We start from the raw sequence: 17,977 nt of genomic DNA, 5'->3' as shown, positions 1-17,977 counted from the left end.
CTGATCAGTCAAGTTCCAGGTGTTTCACAGCGTTTCGCCCAGAATGCTTGGCCTCATATAAAGCATTATCAGCCAACTGGTATAGTTTTGAAGAAGTGAATTTTGTTGCATCAATACTGGCAACACCAATTGATACCGTAACATTAATGAATTTATCTGTGCCAATTGAGATAGAAAGTCCCGCAATATGACTTCTTATTTTTTCTGCCAGTTCAATAGATTCTTTATGCTCTATTCCTTTGATCAGCATAGAGAACTCCTCACCACCTAATCTGGCAATACATTTAACACCATCCGTTTTAAATTGGCTCAACTCTTTACCCAGGTAAATGAGTACTTGATCACCAATTGGGTGTCCATAAGTGTCATTTACTTTTTTAAAATAATCCAAATCTATGATTAACATAGACAGTGGAATTAACTCCCTTTGGCATTCAATCCAAAGCTCATTTAAGCTGTCATTAAACACCCTTCTGTTATCGAGTTTTGTCAATGCATCTTGTCGTGCCATGACATTCAACTTGGTATTCAGTAGCTGTAGTTTTTCGGTTCTTTCTGCTACAGTATTTTGTAACACTTGATTCATGTTGGTGATTTTTAAACGACTTCTTTTAATCTCCTGATACAATTTGCTGATTTCTTCAGGCAACTCATCATTTTCTTCAAACTCAATCAATTCTTTTTCAAAATCTTCTCCGCGGTCAATCAATTGAATCAACTTTTGCATGTAATATGACCATGAGTGACTGATCAGCCAAGCAAATAGATATGACAACAAGACCACCAATACAATTGAAAAAGCAAATAGGATCAAAGATTTTTCGATCACCGATGCGTGTACCTGTTCATTTCTAAGCGTTATTAATTTCCAACCCCAATGAAACACTGATTCTTCAATATAATAAACTTCATCACTTTTGATTCCATTGCCATCAACCAAGTTGACCAAGTCATGGTCATAGAACTTACTGACTCCAGGAACCAGTTTAAAAGGACTGAGGGACAATAGCTTTAATTTTTCTGAGGACATCAACACTTGATCATTTTGATCAAGTAACACGGCTTCTACAGAGTCAGACATATTGTTAATGGCTTGTTTCAGCGACTTTTCAGAGGTCAGCACAAATGACCCTTCAACCACACCTAAGTTTTTTGTTGAATCATTGGCCGCAGGAACTGCTGTACTCACGGCCACGATTAAATCTCTGCCAAAGCCTCGACCAACAAATCCTGGTGAAACGTAAACATGGCTGTTTTCTATAACCTGATTAAAATAATCCCTGTCGGCTATATTGATGGATTCATTCTGACTCAAGACATTTTGTACCAACTCAGGCGGCGATGAGTTAATTAAATCCCCTGATTTATTGGCCACAACCATGGTCTTAAATGAGGGATTCCTTGAATTAAAATCGAGCAACACTTCACCCCTTTGTTGTTTATCCTCCCAAACGCGAGCCAAGGTGTATTTCAATTCAGCAATGGCCTTTTGATTGTCTTCCATAATCAAAGAAAGTTGATATTCAAGTGAATTGTGCTTGGCTATATGAGACTGCGCAAATTTTTCACTGAAGTTATTAAAATTTTGATTTAAAGTGTAGAAGAAAAACAGGATACCTAAGGTAATCAGTAGGGATGATATTAAATGAGAAGATTGTTCTTTGATTGAACGTGCACGGATTTTTCCGGCAAGGGAAAAAAAACGGCTCACTGGCGATAATGGCAATAACAATGCCGCTAAATGGGCATACAAAATGCCATTGGCTAATTGTTTAATCAGTATGGTGGTCCGATGAGAATCCAGAAAGTCCTCATATTGAGAAATAGAATACCAAGAAATGGGCATCCCAATAAACAACCAATAAGCGATAACTGTTAAAACAATGTTAGAACGTTTGTTTTTACAAAGCAAGCCTATAAAAACGGCTTCTAAACCAAAAGTCAAAGTAGACCAAAAGCTGCCCCATGCCAAAACCAATGGGAGTGAAGCCAATGAGCTGGCCACCAAACCCATTATGGGGCCACGATACACCGCAAGCAATAAAACAACAAATTGACCAAAAACAAACTCTGCCTCAAAAAACAAAGGCAATCTAAACAAGTTAACAAAGGCAGCAACAGAGCCAATAAAGACTGCAAAAATAATTTGGCTGCTTAACTTGTTATCTAAAATAATGCTTTCCCCTTAATTTCACTTAACTGATTCTGCCAACCCGATTGTGATTTAATTATTTTAACGATTTATTCAGTAAATTTCACTTGTTTATTTTAATATGAATGGATCTGAAACATATCAAACAAATTGATTACCCATTGTCCCAACTTATCCAATAGATTGTTCAGCAAAATCTTTAAAATCAATTAGGTATTGGCATGATTCTTTTTGAAACATCGATTTAGGCATAAACCATGACATCAGCTTCATGATGCCAGAAAATTTAAATTCACAATTAGATTCCCATACGGTATTTCCTTGGAGATTTTCAGTGAAATGATTTTCAACCAAATTCCACACACCCTTGGTTTCATAAGTCGCTGAAAAATGATTGGGCATTGAATAATCAACAATGGTTTCAATCATCTCAATCTCGCGCTTGCCCATCTTGTAATTCAGCTTCATTTGAGCGCCCACCTTCCTTGGATCATCACTGAGTATTTCGTAAGACAACAATCCTTTTTGCCAATGTGGCATATTTTCAGGATCATCTAACAGCTGAATGCAATGAAACAATGGAACATTAATTGTAATTTTGTTTTGGAACTTCATTGTCCCTCCCATAGTTTGAACTGATTTTCTTCTGTATCATAGCACCAAATGCACCTTTTAATTAACTGAACCCCACCAATCCAACAATCTTGCCATCCATTGCTTAGCAGGTGTTTTTGATGATTCAACACCTCAGATCCCAAAGATGTTCTACTGAAAATCTTTTTATCCATTGCAATGTCTTCTTCATCATTCAATATATAGACCAAAGGATTTTTGGAGTTACACATTGTCTCCACAAATTGCCAAAAAATCATGTCACCCAAAAACGGGGCTTCTTCAGTTGTTTGATAACAAGCAAACAATGATGCACCATTCATGGGCTTTGAGAGCAATTGTAAGACGGCAGTTTGAACAAAATTCAAGCCATTGCAAACAGATGGGTATTCAAGACATAACCTGTTAAAAGCATCAGACATAAATGGAAACAGTTCACTTGGCTCAACAGAGGTCAACCAATGAGGTTGACTGCTGGTAAAGGCCAACCAATATTGCTGTGCAGTCTGCATATGTGGGTCAGTCAGTGGTTCACTGAATCGGAATAAATCATGAAGTTCATCGTCAGATGCCGAACCCAAATACAAATCGGTGACAATTAAATTGACTCGATCTATGGCATTTGGAACCAATTCAATCCAATGTAATACTTGCAGCAGTTGTAATTGATCATACAGATCATGCTCAAACCACAAATATATTTTTTGGTAATCAACCAATTGATCCATCACAACCTTTCTGTCGGAAAACTTTTTGGTGATTGATATCCTACTTCCCCAGCCCGATTCGACCATGAAGTTGATTCTGATTTGATCTAAAACTGGTGGTGTTTGATCAGAAGGCACTGGCCCAATATGCAGTGCATCCCTCCAAGGTAAAAAATCACCGGTAATTCCAGCCTCTTTCATGGCATTGACTGCAGCATCTCCATTGGTGATATGAAGTGTGCTTTTCACATGAATTATTCAAGCTCTGCCAATACACAACGCAAAGTACCATAATCATACATGCCATCAAGTGCATCAAATACTGGCTTCATTTTCTTATCTTCCAAGTAGCCAGTCATTTCCGCCATTTGTATGATGTAATCAATGTCTCCGTCTTCTAGGCCAGTAACATCTTTCTTATCAACCAAACCTATAGCAATGGCTTTTGATAAATGCATATAAACTGTATTCACATTGATACCCAATACTTCTGCCACCTTTTCAACCGATTGATGTTCAAGAAAATGATCCAGCGATACATTCACCTCTTCATCCAAGCGGTTATCTAATTTAGATGGCAATGGATTGTCTTTAATAACCTGAATGAAAACTTCACCATATTTAGCCAGCTTATATTCACCAACTCCTGAAATGTACATGAATTTTTCACCCTCAACAGGTCTTTTCCTGACCATTTCTAATAAAGAGGCATCACTAAAAATCACGTAAGGCGGAACCCCTTGGTCAGAAGCTAAATCAGTCCTGAGTTTTTTAAGGGCTTCCCATAAAATGATATCATGACGCCCTAAATCGACTTCTTCGGCTTTCTTGCTTTTATTTTTGGCTTTAACCACATCTCGCAAATAGAATGACTCTTCGCCTTGTAGAATCGGCTTGGCTTTTTCTGTCAATTTCAAAGAACCAAATTCACTGTCAACATCAAGATAGGCCTGACTGATTAATTGGCGGTAAAGTCTTCGCCACCAAGTTTTCACATGTTCTTTACCCAAACCAAATACATTGAGTTTGTTATGCTTTAATTCAACCACACGTTCATCGGCATCATTACCCAATAACACATCAATCAAATACATGATGCCAAACTGTTGCTCTGTTCTGTATGCCGCTGACAATGCCATTTGTGCTTCTTTGGTGGCATCAATTTTTTCAGGCGGGTTAAGGCAGTTATCACAGTTACCGCAAGGTTCTGGTAAAGTCTCTTCAAAATAGCGTAACAAGGTTTGTCTGCGGCACTCCAATTGCTCACATAAATCCACCAGTGAATCTAATTTGTTGTGCAGAATCGTTTTGTGTTCATCACCGGCATCTGAGTCTTTGATAAATTGTCGTTGCATCACCACGTCTTGGTAGTTATAGGCCATCCACGCATTCGATGGATGACCATCCCTGCCCGCCCTGCCTGTTTCCTGATAATATGATTCAATATTTTTAGGCATACTGAAATGAGCCACAAACCTGACATCCGGTTTGTCAATTCCCATCCCAAATGCAATGGTGGCAACAATAATGACACCGTCTTCCATCAAAAATTTTTGTTGGTTTGATTCCCTGACTCTATTAGATAACCCAGCATGATAAGGCAAGGCTTTGCGGCCTTTGCTTTTTAAAAATTCTGCTACATTTTCTACCTTTCTGCGAGACAGGCAGTAAACAATTCCTGCATCATTGGCATGATTGTCTTTAATGAATCGCCACAACTGCTGCTTACCGTTTTCTTGTTCCTCAATTGAATAGGTGATATTGGGACGATCAAAACTTGATATATAAATCTCAGCGTCTTCAAGCTGTAACTCTTTGATGATTTCAGACCTGACTTTTTGATCAGCCGTAGCAGTCAATGCAATTCGCGGAATGCCTGGAAACTTTTGGTGTAACATAGAAAGTTTCTGGTATTCTTTTCGGAAATCATGTCCCCATTGGGACACACAATGAGCTTCATCAATGGCAAACAAAGAAACTTCAATCGACTGTAAAAATTCTTGAGTCTCCTCACCTACCAATCTTTCTGGTGAAAGGTATAGCATATCCAGCTCGCCTGATCGAGCTTGTTGTTTGACCATGGCCTCTTCGCTGGCAGAGAGCGTTGAATTAATGTATGCCGCTTTAACCCCCAATTGTTTGAGTGCGCTGACTTGGTCTTGCATCAATGCAATCAGTGGTGAAACCACAACGCCAACGCCTGTTCGTACCATGGCCGGTATTTGGTAACAAAGTGATTTACCGCCACCAGTTGGCATCAAGACCAAGGCATCCTTACCTGACACAATGGTGTTTACAATGTCTTCCTGCTGATTGCGAAATTCACCGTACCCAAAGACTTCTTTTAATATGTTTTTAGCTGCACCCATTCTAATGATTTTAAACCATCAGACTCCCATAGTTCAAGTTGATTGCATTCTATATTTTTATCCATTCTCATGAATTGCGAAAAGTATCTAATTTAATGGAGTCATCAGTTAACCAGGATACATTTATGAGCTATTTAAATAACCACTTGTTGTCATTTTTCGGATTGGTCTCTGGCATCATGTTGATGATGATCTGCCCTCAATGGCTGACTTATATGATTTTACCTTTGTTGGGAATGATTTCATTGGTTTATGCTTGGCATACATTTCCAGACAAAATGAAACTGGTGTTTCAATTTTGCACTGAATTCATGGGATTTTGTTTAATGCTTGGCTTGTTTGTGACATTTATTATTGGTTTGGGCAGCATTTTTTCTTAATAAATTGATACCAAACACCCAAAATTCAGTTTATATTCAAGTTAATCAGAGATAATAATTTCAACTTGAATCAAAAAAATTAAATACGGCAATGAAAACAATCAGTTTACTTATTATGGCTTTACTTACAGCATGCAGTTCACAGCCACCAAAACCATTGCGCGGTGAATTCAGTGCCATCAGTCCTGAAGCCTATCAAAAAAACCCAATAAAAAACCTTAAAGTCAGGTGGACTGGCTTCGTGGTCGATGTAGAAAACAAAGAATCACACAGTTGCTTAACCATCATGGCCAAAGTGCCGGATCAGTTCGCTCGACCTTCAAAACGAATTCGTGTAGACCAAGGTAGGTTCATTGCCTGTAAACCTAAATTTTTAGAGCCAGCGTTTTTCTTAAAAAAAGCAGTGACTGTGACTGGACCGGTTAAAAAAATAGTCAACAGCAAAATTGATGAAATGACTTACCCATACCCACTGGTAGACGCTCAAGTCATCTATGTTTGGTGATTCAAAACCAATTGATTTTATTTGCCTTTTACCAACACCCTATTGACTGCATTCAAAACATCCTCAATTGTAATCAGATCCATGGCTCCTGGGAATTCTGTTTTGGTTCCCCACTTAACTTCGTTGACGGACTTATTTAAGAACAGATGACATGCTTGCGGGTATTTATCAACGGTCAGCTCTGGAAATTGATAAGAACCAGAGCGTTTATAATTACTGGCAGCCAACAAACCTATCACTGGTGTTTTAACGCTGCCTGCCATATGTAATGGCCCTGAATCAGGAGAAACCACCAAATCAGCCCCTTTTAAAAGGCACCACAATTGCTTCAAGGTGTCTTGACCAGCCATGTTCTTTACAGCACAACCACTGGCACGTTCTATACTTGCTATAAACGCCTTCTCCTTGGGCGATGGACTGCCAGTTAAAATCACATTGACTTGATACTCCTTGACCAGACACTGAATCAATTCACCATACTTTGCCACCGACCAATTTCTCAACTCATGACTTGAACATGGACTAATCACCACATTTTTTTTGCTTTTACTGAGCACCTTATCGGCCAATTTTTGATCTTCAACATTGACAGGTAAGTCCCAGTTCATGATTTTTTCATCACAACCCAAGTACTCAGCAAACTGCATAAATCCGTCTAACACATGACAATTTTGCAAATATGGAATTTGTTCATTGATCACCAAACGATGACCTTCCTTGGCCCTGCGATTGTCAAAACCAATTCTTCTTTTGGCCTTAATGAACCATGACACAAAATTGGCTCTGAACGAAAGCTGCATCAGTAGCATCACATCAAATTGACGCCCCTTTAATTGCTTTCGCATTTGTTGGATGCCAGACCAACCTGCACTTTTATCATAAATAATAAATTCAACACCTGGCAGCCCCTTAAGTAGTTTGTATTCAAGTTTTCCGATCAACCATGTGATTGGACAGTCTGGATATTTGTTTTGCAGGGTTTTTATAACAGGAATGACATGAGTGGCATCACCGATTGCAGACAGACGAAACAGACAAATTGAAGTTGGAGCCAGATGATGGTTTGTTGTCATCGATTAAATCATTTAAAATGAAACATTCTATCATTGAAGGCCTAACTAGCTTGCAAATTAAGCAGAATAAAAATCAGTGGATTATGAGCACACCTGAGATCAGTGAACATGTGAATGTGAATTGGTTTAAGCAAGATTATTGGCTGAATCTTGGACGTTTATTAGGTGCCAATTCAGGACGAGGTACAGCTTGGACCATTAAATCAGAATGGGGTAAGTGGGTGTTAAGGCACTATTTGCGAGGCGGATTGTATGCAAAAATCAATCGTGACAGTTATTTGTGGACAGGACTCAACAACACGCGAGCAGTTAAAGAGTTTACGCTTTTGAATCAACTTCAGGAAATGGGGTTACCCAGCCCAAAACCAATTGCTGCAATGGTTATTAAAAAAGGTTTGTTTTATCAAAACGACTTGATCATGGAAAATATTTTACATGACCAAACTTTTGCCCAAGCCTTATTAAAAACAAATGACAATGAAATGTGGCGTAATATTGGTCATACCATTGCTAAATTTCATGCCAATGGCATATATCATTCTGACCTGAATGCGCATAACATCTTACTGATGAAGAACAAAGTATACTTGATTGATTTCGACAAGGGCGACATACGTCGTACCCATGCTGGTTGGCAAAAAAACAATTTACTGCGGTTAAAACGGTCTATTGAGAAAGTCACCCAGCAAAGCTGCGACCATGCTTTGAAAAACCAATGGCAAATCTTGATGGATGGATACCATGCATGAAACAGTAACAGATCAACTCAACCGTCCGATAAAAGACTTAAGGATTTCGCTGACTGATCGCTGTCAATTTCGATGTACCTATTGTTTACCTGCTGAACATGTTGATGTTATGAGGCAGCAAAGCAAAGCAGAAAGTCACTTAAGTTTTGCAGAAATCATTGCCACCATCAAAGCATTTGCAGCTTGTGGCGTTAACAAAATTCGATTGACTGGTGGTGAACCGCTGTTAAGAAAAAACCTACCAACATTGATTCAAGACATCAAGAATATAAGTGGCATTGAAGAAGTGGCCTTAACCACCAATGGCGCGTTGTTACCGCCCATTTTACCGGATTTGCTTGCTGCTGGATTAGACCGCATAACCGTCAGTATGGACGCCATTGAACAAAGCCTTTTCGAGTCCATAACAGGCACACAATTTTCAGTCAGCGAAATCATTGACACCATTCATCAATGCAGCTTTTCTGGTTTAAAAAAAGTCAAAGTCAATTGTGTGATTCAAAAAGGCATCAATGAAAATCAAATCATCCCTCTGCTGAAATTATTCAGGGGCACGGGGGTTGAAGTTCGATTTATTGAGTTTATGGATGTTGGAAACATCAATGGTTGGCAAGCAGACCAAGTTGTAGAATCTGAAATTGCCAAACAACGCATCAGCAAACAATGGCCCTTCACTGCACTGCCAGCCAAACACCTTGGTGAAGTGGCCAATCGATTCCGTTTCGATGACGGGCAAGGTGAGTTTGGCATGATATCATCCATCAGCCAACCATTTTGCATGGACTGTAACCGTGCCAGGCTCAGTGCCAAAGGCGCCGTGTACACTTGTTTATTCAGCGACAAAGGCCATGACATCAAACCTTTCATGGGTCAGCCAGATGTGCTGTTAAAAAAAGTGTCTCAAATATGGCAACAAAGGACAGACCAATATTCCATGCAAAGAAAACAGAACAAATCTAAGCACAAAAACAAGATTGAAATGTTTGTAATAGGAGGATAAACATGGAGAAGCAATTGACACACATTGATAAAAACAACAACCCACGAATGGTTGATGTCAGCCACAAAAACAGCAGCCAAAGGATGGCCATTGCTCAAACCACTGTAAGATTACCAGCTGAAGTAAAAGCCGCCTTGATAGACGGAGAAATCAAGTCTAAAAAAGGGCCTGTTTTTCAGACTGCTGTGATAGCAGGTGTAATGGCAGCCAAGAAAACCCATGAACTCATACCATTTTGCCACCCAATTAACATCGAAAACTGCAAGATAAACATCGAAGTCAGTGACTCAGGCGACTTGAGTATCACTTGTGAATGTAAAATCACGGCCAAAACGGGGGTTGAAATGGAAGCTTTGACCGGTGCCAGTGTGGCCGCATTAACTGTTTACGATATGTGTAAAGCCATGAGCCATGAAATCGTTATTGAAGAAACCAAACTCATCCATAAATCAGGTGGAAAGTCTGACTTTTCAAACAAACCCACATGAAAATAACCATCGAATTCTATGGCAAGCTGAAAGCAGAATTCAGTGAACACCCCATTGAATGGCAAAGTGACGCTGTAACAGTTAATGACATATATCACCAGTTGTGCAAACAACATCAAAAACAACCCAACACTCAGGTGATTAAGCCAATCATCAATGACTCATTTTGTGACTGGCAACAAGTCGTCAATGATGGGGATGTGATTGGGTTTTTTCCACCAGCTTCGGGAGGTTGAATACAGATGTTTACATTAAGCCTTGAACCTCTTGAAGCTGAGGCATTGAAAGCCAAAGTCATTAACCCCCAAAGCGGTGGTTTTGTTGCTTTTGAAGGTTGGGTCCGAAACCACAACCAAAAGAAAGAAGTGACTGAGCTACACTATGAGGCTCATGAAAAATTAGCTGTTCAAGTGGGCAATGCAATCATGCAAGATGCCATGAATAAATTCGACATCAACTTGGCCTATTGTTGTCATCGTGTGGGTCGATTAGCCATTGGAGACATGGCCATTTGGGTAGGTGTTTCCTCAGATCATCGCAAAGCCGCTTTTGCAGCTTGTGAATATATTTTGAATCAAACCAAAGCAAAAGTACCCATTTGGAAAAACGAGTTTTATCAAAACGGTGAATCTGGTTGGGTTGAAGCCAATCTATGAAATCTATTAAGAGATCTTGACTGTGTTTGACCATCAAAAATTTGTCAAAGACTTACCAAAATTGCCAGGTGTGTATCAAATGTTTGATGCCAACAAAGAAGTCATATATGTAGGCAAAGCGCGGGTTTTAAAAAATCGAGTGGGCAGTTACTTCACTGGCCAAGCCAAGGACAATAAAACCATGGCATTGGTGGCTTCCATCGATCACATGGCATTTCACATCACCCGTTCTGAAGCAGAGGCTTTGCTGTTAGAAAATCAACTGATTAAAAAACACAGTCCTAAATACAATGTATTACTTAAAGACGGAAAAAGTTACCCATACATTTATTGTTCTACTGGTGATGACGAATACCCTTTGATCGAATTCAGGCGAGGTAAAAAACATGGCAATGGTAGGTATTTTGGCCCCTATCCCAGCGCAGCCTATGTCAGAAATTCACTGCATTTTTTACAAAAAGTATTTAAAGTGCGCCAGTGTAACAACAGTACTTTTCAAAACCGTTCAAGGCCATGTTTACAACATCAAATCAATCGATGCACAGCGCCTTGTGTCGGCTTGGTGAGTCAACAAGATTACCAACAACAATTACAGTACACATTTGATTTTATTGAAGGCAAATCCAATCAAGTGGTCGAATCACTCATGAATGGTATGCAAAAAGCCGCTGATAACCAACAATACGAAGAAGCTGCCAACATCAGAGATCAAATCAAAGCCATTCGCATGATTCAATCCAAACAAACTGTCGAGCTTCAAGCAGAAGATAATTTTGATTTAATCGCAGTGGCCGTGCAAAATAATTTATACATTGCCACCGTCGGTACCGTCCGTAACGGCCAGTTTATGGGCTACCGCAACCACTACCCTTCAACACCGAAAGAAACCCCGCTGGATGAATTTCTGTATGCATTTCTGGGCTTGTATTACGATGACCAAATCACAGCAGACGTCCTTTTATGCAACATTGATCCCAGCAATAAAAGTGAAATCACTGATATTTTATCCGAAATAAAAAACAAGAAGATCTTTATCACTTCAAAACCCAAAGGCAACCGCTTAAAACTGTTAAAACAAGCTGAAGAGAACATGCAAAATGCATTAACGGTCAAAAGCAATAAATACCAAACCTGGCAAAACAAATGGGCCTTGTGGCAAAAAGACTTAGGCTTTGAGCAAGAGCCCAAACGTGTTGAGTGTTTCGACATCAGCCATCAAATGGGAGAACACACACGAGCATCCTGTGTAGTATTTGATAACAAAGGTGCTGTTAAAAAACAGTACCGACAATACATCATGGTAAACATCACTGCCGCTGATGATTATGCAGCCATGCGCCAAGTGATTGAAAAGCGCCTAGCCAGTATTGCAAAAAGCAAACTGGATTACCCTGATGCCTTTGTGATTGATGGCGGAAAAGGACAAGTCAATCAAGCATTGGCTATTTTAGAAGCACATGAAATCACCCAAATACGAGTGATAGGAGTGACTAAAGACGATCATCGCACCGCTGGCGAGGAACGCATTTATATCCCTGAAACCAAACAATTCATCAAACCAGAAAGTCATGGCTTATTGTCACTGATGATTCAATTTATCCGCGACGAAGCCCACAGATTCGCCATCAAAAGCCACCGCAAAGCCTTCAAAAAATCCAGAAACACCTCAACCCTAGAAAACATCCCAGGTATTGGTGCCAAGCGCCGCAACCAATTACTCAAACACTTCGGCGGCATCCAAGGCTTGAATAAAGCCAGTATGGATGAAATCAAGATGGTTTCAGGTATCAGCGATAAGATGGCACTGGTGATATATGAGTTTTTGCACCCTAAGTCAAAATGACCATCCGTACACTGAGCGGAGTCGAAGTGACCTATCCCCCAACAACCATGTCATTCTGAGTGAGCGAAGCGAGCCGATGAATCTCCCGCAGTTCTCGTAATGAGAAAGGTCGAATTCAACAAAGTCGCTGAGCCTGTCGAAGTGTGTTCCTAGAATCATGGATTTTCCGATTTGAAAGATTCCTGCGCAGTACAAACATTAATAAATAAAAAAATTGAATTCAGTTCTTGGAAATTCTTACTTCCTTATTCTCACAGAATGTTTCTTAATTTGGTAACCAGATAATCCTTACTTTTTGATGGTTACATTCAATCGTCACATTGAATGACTGACTTTCCTTTCTTGCCAGTCCCATGGTAAATAACTTTCTCACTTATGAAACCATCAGTTACATACAAATTTAATTTCCCACCTTCGCTACAAGCCAATGTTTCTCAGATTCCAATTTGCGAAGTACCCCATAGTCAGTAAAATCTTTTTATTGATCATTTGTTAACTGTGGGAGATTCCTCCACTCGCTACGCTCGGTCGGAATGACAACCTTCTATCAACCCAATGCCACATCCAATTCAGCAATCAAGTCTTCTACATCTTCAATGCCGACGGACAATCGCACCAAGTTATCAGTGATGCCAATCTTCGCGCGTTGTTCAGTGGGCACTGATGCATGGGTCATGATAGCCGGGTGGTTGATTAAGGATTCAATGCCGCCCAGTGATTCTGCCAAAGCAAATAAATGACATTTTTCCATCATGCTTGTGGTTTCTTCAAGCCCGCCTTTGATCAGTACCGTTATGATGCCACCAAAACCACGCATTTGTTTTTTGGCCAGTTCATGCTGTGGATGTGATGGTAACCCTGGGTATATCACCTGCTCTACCCTCGGATCATTCTCTAACCATTCTGCGATGGCTTGGGCATTTTGACAGTGCTTTTCCATGCGCAATGGCAAAGTTTTAAACCCACGCAATGCCAAATACGCGTCAAAGGGTCCAGCCACTCCACCAATTGAATTTTGTAAGAAGCCCATTTGTTCAGCAAGCTCATTGTCATTCACTGCCACAAATCCACCAACCATATCTGAATGGCCATTGATGAATTTCGTTGCAGAATGCATCACTAAATCAACGCCCATAGACAATGGATTTTGTAAATACGGCGAAGCGAAAGTGTTATCAACCACGGTCAATAGACCATACTGTTTGGCAAAGGTCACTATTTTTTCAATGTCGACGACTTTCAACATCGGATTGGTCGGTGTTTCAACCCATATCATCTTGGTATTGGGTTTTACAAACTGTATCAAGTTGTTTATTTCTTGCGTTAAATCCACATAATCAAAATCTAAATTGGCCGTTCTTTGACGCACCATTCTAAACAATCGATTGGTTCCTCCATACAAATCATCCATCGCGATGACATGGTCACCTGAATCTAATAATTCAATGATGGTTGATGTGGCTGCCATACCTGAGGCAAATGCAAATCCATGAGAGCCGTTTTCCATCGCAGCCACAGCACGCTCATAAGCAAACCGGGTTGGGTTATGTGATCTTGAATATTCAAATCCTTGGTGCTTTCCTGGACTGCTTTGCACATAGGTAGAAGAAGTGTATATAGGAGGCATGACAGCACCTGTTGACTCATCCACAAATTGTCCTGCATGGATGGCTTTGGTTTGCAAACCTTGGTATTTTTTATTTTTTTTATATTCGTTGTTATTCAATTTGATTGCCGTTTGGCGAAAGCATTGGAATTATTGGTTTTGATCGACACGTCGCAAGTAATTCAATAAATCTATGCGGGTAATTAAACCCAAGAACTGATCATTTTGTTTCACAATAGCCACTTTGCCTTCATCAAAAATAGGCATCAACTGATCCAATGGGGTACTGACCGGTAAAAACTCCAAATTACTGGTCATCGCGGTATCAACAGACAGTTCAAACGCTTTGGCATTATCGAATACTTTCATCAAGACATCAGACTCATCAATGATGCCAACGATTTCATCACCATCCATCACGGGCATTTGTGAAACATCATATAATTTCATGCGTTGATAGACCGTTGCCAGTGTTTCACTGGGCCGCATCACTATGGTGTCATTGGATTGATAGGGCCTTGAAATTAAATCACGCAGGTCGCCATATTGTTTGGTTTCGATGTACCCATTGTCCATCATCCAATAGTCATTGTACATTTTAGACAGGTATTTATTACCTGTATCACAAACAAAAACAACCACGTTTTTTGCTTCTGTGGCTTCTTGACAATACCGCAAAGCCGCTTGCATCAAAGTACCGGTTGATGACCCACCCAAAATACCTTCTTTACACAACAGTTCACGACCTGCTGCGAAACTTTCAGCATCACTGACCGCGTAAGCTTTGGTCACATGGGTAAAATCACTGATACTGGGCAAGAAATCCTCCCCAATGCCCTCAACTTTCCAACTGCCACTGTCCTCACTGAGCACACCTTCATTGATGTATTGAGCCAAAATACTGCCAACAGGATCGGCCAAAATTAATTCGGTTCTTGGATGATGTTCTTTGACATATTGGCTTAATCCAGTCACTGTACCACTTGAACCTACTCCAAATACTATGGCATCTACATGATCATTCAATTGTTCAAAAATTTCTGGAGCCGTGGTTTGATAATGCGCTTTTGGATTATTGGGGTTGGCAAATTGATTGATAAAATAACTGCCCGGCGTTTCTTCAGCAATCGATGCAGCTAAATCTTGATAATATTGCGGATGTCCTTTGGCCACATCAGATCGGGTTAAAACAATCTCAGCACCCATGGCTTTGAGGTTAAATATCTTTTCTTTACTCATCTTATCTGGGATAACCAGAATTAATTTATAGCCTTTTTGAGCTGCCACCAAAGCCAAACCAATCCCAGTATTGCCTGCAGTTCCTTCTACCAAAGTATCACCGGGTTTAATATGACCGGCTTTCTCAGCCTCTTCAATCATTGACATTCCAATGCGGTCTTTGATGGACCCCCCTGGATTCATGTTTTCCAGTTTGAGGTATAGGTTACATAGACCGGTGTCTAAATGATTGACTTTAACCATAGGTGTGCGACCAATCAGGTCCAGCACAGAATTCACTACTTGCATATTTTTCCTTAAATTCAGTTGTTTAAGATGATGATGTCTACACGACGGTTTTTGGCTTTACCAGCTTCACTGCTGTTATCAGCAACAGGTATTGATTCACCCATGCCAATGGCTTCAATTCTCAAAGGATCAATGCCATATTCAGCCAACAACGCTTTGACAGCCTCAGCCCGTTTTTGTGATAGGTTTAAATTGAACGACTCACTGCCTGAGGAGTCTGTGTGACCTTCGATGCGAATGGACCTGCCAGGATAACCATCAATGAACTCAAGCACTTTGTGAAAGTTATCCACGGCACCTTGTTTGATATTGGCTGAGGCCGAATCAAAAACAAAGTCACCCAAAGTCATAACTAAACCATCAACCGTTTCTCTTGCGGCCAATGATTCTAGCTGCCTGCGCAAAGAATCAATTTCCTCAAATGCCAAATCGGCTTCTTGCTTGGCAAGTTCTGCTACTTTTTCCTGTGCTTTGGCATAATTTTTAGCGGCTTGCAACTCGATTTGAGTCGATTCAGCTTCATTGGTTTTTTGGGTCACTAACTCTAAGGCTTTTTGTTTTTCTCTGCGCTCGCGCTCAACCTCTTCAGCCTGTAAGCTCAACAACAATTGCGCTTTATCAGCTTCCCAACGTGCCACAGCAGCATCTGCTTTGAGTGTTTCAATATTCAGTTGATCTAGTTTTTCATCTTCTGCCGTAATTTGTTGTTTTAAATACCCAATTTCAGCCATCATCTTGGCGCTGTTTAACTGATGTCTGGCCATATACACAGCATGCTCTTTTACCCTACCGCGTTGTGAATAGAGTTTCTCTATGGCAGCTTTGGCTTTCGCTTTTTGGGATTGAGCGAATGGTTTGTATTTGTTATCAGTGATGAAATTGTCGTATTCAATCCGCAATGCTTCCAATTCTAAATTCTTTTTTGCCGCATCAACTGAAAACGAAAAGCTCAGTAACAGCATCAACCAAACTCTGTTCATTGCATACGCTCCAAAAGCTCAGATAAATAAACTTGGGCTGACGACACTTGATCTCTTTTATTCAACAACACATCATTCAGTTGATTTAATTCAGCCCGTAATTTAGCAATTTCAATGTCAGCATAAATTTGTTCGGTGTATTGAGCTTCTAATTTTTTCTTGCGATCTGCCTTGGCTTTTTTGGCCAATTGCAGTTTTTCTTGAATAAATTTAATCTCTAATGGAGCCGCGTCTGCCACTGGTGATGACATGATTTGTTTAACATCTGCTTCCAATTTAAAATACGTATTTTTGTCAATCTTATACTTGGCAGTTAAACCAACGCATGAGAATGCGGTCAAAAACAACAGGATTGACGGTTTAATTGTATGTTTTATGTTTGTTTTTATGACAATTAGCTTCATAAGTTTGTTTAAACTAGTTGATTTCATTATAATTTGACTGCTATTAACTGAATAATTCACTAAATTTATGGATTTTATTAACATTAAATCACTTTTTACCTTTTTGCTGACCATGTCGCTGGTGTTTACGGTATCTACCAGTCACAGTAAAAACATGATTGTTTATAAACATGTTGATAAAAATGGAATTATACACTATTCATCTAAAAAGCCTGCTGGAAAATCTTACAACATATTGAATGTCAGGTGCCCAGAATGTACAGAATGGCGAAACAGTGTCAATTGGAGCAACACACCATTAATCACCAATAAGTTTAACTTGGAAATAGATTCAGCCGCCAGAAAACATGGCTTAGAGCCCGCTTTAATCAAAGCTGTAATCCATGCTGAGTCGGCGTTCAAACCTGAAGTGGTTTCCTCTGCTGGAGCCCAAGGATTGATGCAGTTGATGCCGCTTACACAAAAAACTTATAACGTAAATAACCCATACGATCCACTACAAAACATCCATGGTGGTTCAGCCTATCTAAAACATTTGAAGGGGGTATATAACAACATTGATGTTTACTTGGCGGCCTACAATTCTGGAGAAACGGCCGTTGAAAAATATGGCAGAGCCATTCCGCCTTTCCCTGAAACCCGAGAATATGTCCGTCGGGTTAAAATCCTATACAACCGGTATCAAAACTCAATTAAGTTGAATGCGAATAACCGCCCAGCCAACAGTCTTTCAATCAACGCTGCCAGCAGATAATTCATTCACTCATTACAGCCATTGAGTGACTATTTGACATCAACACAGTCTGCCAAAATTTTATTTTGTTTGCTTGTTTGGGTGACTGCGTTTTTATTCGTATTCAAAATGGCGTCACCCACATCAGGCATCTACCCAACAATCTGGGTCTTTGCAAGCGCTATCCTCCTGC

18 protein-coding genes are annotated in these 17,977 nt (G+C 40.0%); 9 read left to right on the top strand and 9 right to left on the bottom strand.

Annotated features, from left to right (window positions below; all coding sequences use genetic code 11):
* Nucleotides 1-4 precede the first annotated feature (4 nt).
* The 4 genes from CCS90_RS11165 to recQ all read right to left on the bottom strand — a co-directional run bounded on the left by CCS90_RS11165 (nt 5) and on the right by recQ (nt 5,840).
* On the bottom strand, nt 5-2,101 hold the full coding sequence (locus tag CCS90_RS11165) for a diguanylate cyclase (RefSeq protein WP_133566525.1): 2,097 nt from the start codon (nt 2,099-2,101) through the stop codon (nt 5-7).
* Between the two features lie 222 nt (nt 2,102-2,323).
* A complete protein-coding gene (locus CCS90_RS11160; RefSeq protein WP_099019636.1) occupies nt 2,324-2,767 on the bottom strand; it encodes an SRPBCC family protein in 444 nt (147 codons plus the stop codon).
* Complete coding sequence (locus tag CCS90_RS11155; protein ID WP_099019635.1) at nt 2,764-3,720, bottom strand: DUF1835 domain-containing protein; 957 nt, start codon at nt 3,718-3,720, stop codon at nt 2,764-2,766. Before CCS90_RS11155 ends, CCS90_RS11160 begins: the two co-directional genes overlap by 4 nt.
* Before the next feature lie 5 nt (nt 3,721-3,725).
* Nucleotides 3,726-5,840, bottom strand: coding sequence for a DNA helicase RecQ (gene recQ, locus CCS90_RS11150; RefSeq protein WP_099019634.1), 2,115 nt, complete (start codon nt 5,838-5,840; stop codon nt 3,726-3,728).
* A 125-nt stretch (nt 5,841-5,965) separates the two neighbouring features.
* Here recQ and CCS90_RS11145 point away from each other — a divergent pair, with 125 nt between their 5' ends.
* Nucleotides 5,966-6,220: a hypothetical protein gene (locus tag CCS90_RS11145; protein ID WP_099019633.1), complete on the top strand. Its 255-nt coding sequence runs from the start codon at nt 5,966-5,968 to the stop codon at nt 6,218-6,220.
* Between the two features lie 91 nt (nt 6,221-6,311).
* Nucleotides 6,312-6,725 (top strand): Slp family lipoprotein, encoded by a 414-nt coding sequence (locus CCS90_RS11140; protein WP_099019632.1) that lies wholly within the window; start codon nt 6,312-6,314, stop codon nt 6,723-6,725.
* Between the two features lie 17 nt (nt 6,726-6,742).
* On the opposite strand, the gene CCS90_RS11135 is transcribed toward CCS90_RS11140, so the two are convergent.
* Entirely contained in the window at nt 6,743-7,798 is a 1,056-nt protein-coding gene (locus CCS90_RS11135) for a glycosyltransferase family 9 protein (protein ID WP_099019631.1), read from the bottom strand.
* Nucleotides 7,799-7,881: 83 nt separating this feature from the next.
* Here CCS90_RS11135 and CCS90_RS11130 point away from each other — a divergent pair, with 83 nt between their 5' ends.
* The 6 genes from CCS90_RS11130 to uvrC are packed head-to-tail and all read left to right on the top strand — an operon-like array spanning nt 7,882 to nt 12,534.
* Nucleotides 7,882-8,547 (top strand): 3-deoxy-D-manno-octulosonic acid kinase, encoded by a 666-nt coding sequence (locus CCS90_RS11130; RefSeq protein ID WP_162846887.1) that lies wholly within the window; start codon nt 7,882-7,884, stop codon nt 8,545-8,547.
* Nucleotides 8,540-9,547, top strand: a complete 1,008-nt coding sequence (gene moaA, locus CCS90_RS11125; protein WP_162846888.1) for a GTP 3',8-cyclase MoaA — start codon at nt 8,540-8,542, stop codon at nt 9,545-9,547. Before CCS90_RS11130 ends, moaA begins: the two co-directional genes overlap by 8 nt.
* Before the next feature lie 2 nt (nt 9,548-9,549).
* On the top strand, nt 9,550-10,035 hold the full coding sequence (moaC, locus tag CCS90_RS11120) for a cyclic pyranopterin monophosphate synthase MoaC (RefSeq protein WP_099019628.1): 486 nt from the start codon (nt 9,550-9,552) through the stop codon (nt 10,033-10,035).
* Nucleotides 10,032-10,271, top strand: a complete 240-nt coding sequence (locus tag CCS90_RS11115; protein ID WP_099019627.1) for a MoaD/ThiS family protein — start codon at nt 10,032-10,034, stop codon at nt 10,269-10,271. The genes moaC and CCS90_RS11115 overlap by 4 nt, the downstream gene beginning before the upstream one ends.
* A 6-nt stretch (nt 10,272-10,277) precedes the next feature.
* Nucleotides 10,278-10,691: a molybdenum cofactor biosynthesis protein MoaE gene (locus CCS90_RS11110; protein ID WP_099019626.1), complete on the top strand. Its 414-nt coding sequence runs from the start codon at nt 10,278-10,280 to the stop codon at nt 10,689-10,691.
* 22 nt (nt 10,692-10,713) lie between these two features.
* Complete coding sequence (gene uvrC / locus CCS90_RS11105) at nt 10,714-12,534, top strand: excinuclease ABC subunit UvrC (RefSeq protein ID WP_162846889.1); 1,821 nt, start codon at nt 10,714-10,716, stop codon at nt 12,532-12,534.
* A gap of 547 nt (nt 12,535-13,081) precedes the next feature.
* On the opposite strand, the gene CCS90_RS11100 is transcribed toward uvrC, so the two are convergent.
* Genes CCS90_RS11100 through CCS90_RS15215 form a run of 4 tightly spaced genes read right to left on the bottom strand, consistent with a single transcriptional unit; the run spans nt 13,082 to nt 16,898 of the window.
* Complete coding sequence (locus CCS90_RS11100) at nt 13,082-14,260, bottom strand: trans-sulfuration enzyme family protein (RefSeq protein WP_211337058.1); 1,179 nt, start codon at nt 14,258-14,260, stop codon at nt 13,082-13,084.
* 30 nt (nt 14,261-14,290) lie between these two features.
* Nucleotides 14,291-15,667 (bottom strand): pyridoxal-phosphate dependent enzyme, encoded by a 1,377-nt coding sequence (locus CCS90_RS11095; protein ID WP_099019623.1) that lies wholly within the window; start codon nt 15,665-15,667, stop codon nt 14,291-14,293.
* Between the two features lie 14 nt (nt 15,668-15,681).
* Nucleotides 15,682-16,647: an OmpA family protein gene (locus tag CCS90_RS11090; RefSeq protein WP_099019622.1), complete on the bottom strand. Its 966-nt coding sequence runs from the start codon at nt 16,645-16,647 to the stop codon at nt 15,682-15,684.
* Nucleotides 16,644-16,898: a hypothetical protein gene (locus CCS90_RS15215; RefSeq protein WP_133566526.1), complete on the bottom strand. Its 255-nt coding sequence runs from the start codon at nt 16,896-16,898 to the stop codon at nt 16,644-16,646. The genes CCS90_RS11090 and CCS90_RS15215 overlap by 4 nt, the downstream gene beginning before the upstream one ends.
* A 220-nt stretch (nt 16,899-17,118) precedes the next feature.
* Here CCS90_RS15215 and CCS90_RS11080 point away from each other — a divergent pair, with 220 nt between their 5' ends.
* Complete coding sequence (locus CCS90_RS11080) at nt 17,119-17,805, top strand: lytic transglycosylase domain-containing protein (protein ID WP_099019620.1); 687 nt, start codon at nt 17,119-17,121, stop codon at nt 17,803-17,805.
* The last annotated feature ends 172 nt before the right edge of the window (nt 17,806-17,977 follow it).

It is taken from the genome of Marinicella litoralis, from assembly GCF_002591915.1.
Lineage (GTDB): Bacteria > Pseudomonadota > Gammaproteobacteria > Xanthomonadales > Marinicellaceae > Marinicella > Marinicella litoralis.
Note: the sequence above shows the minus strand (reverse complement) of the source record. Positions and strands in the feature narration are given on the sequence as shown.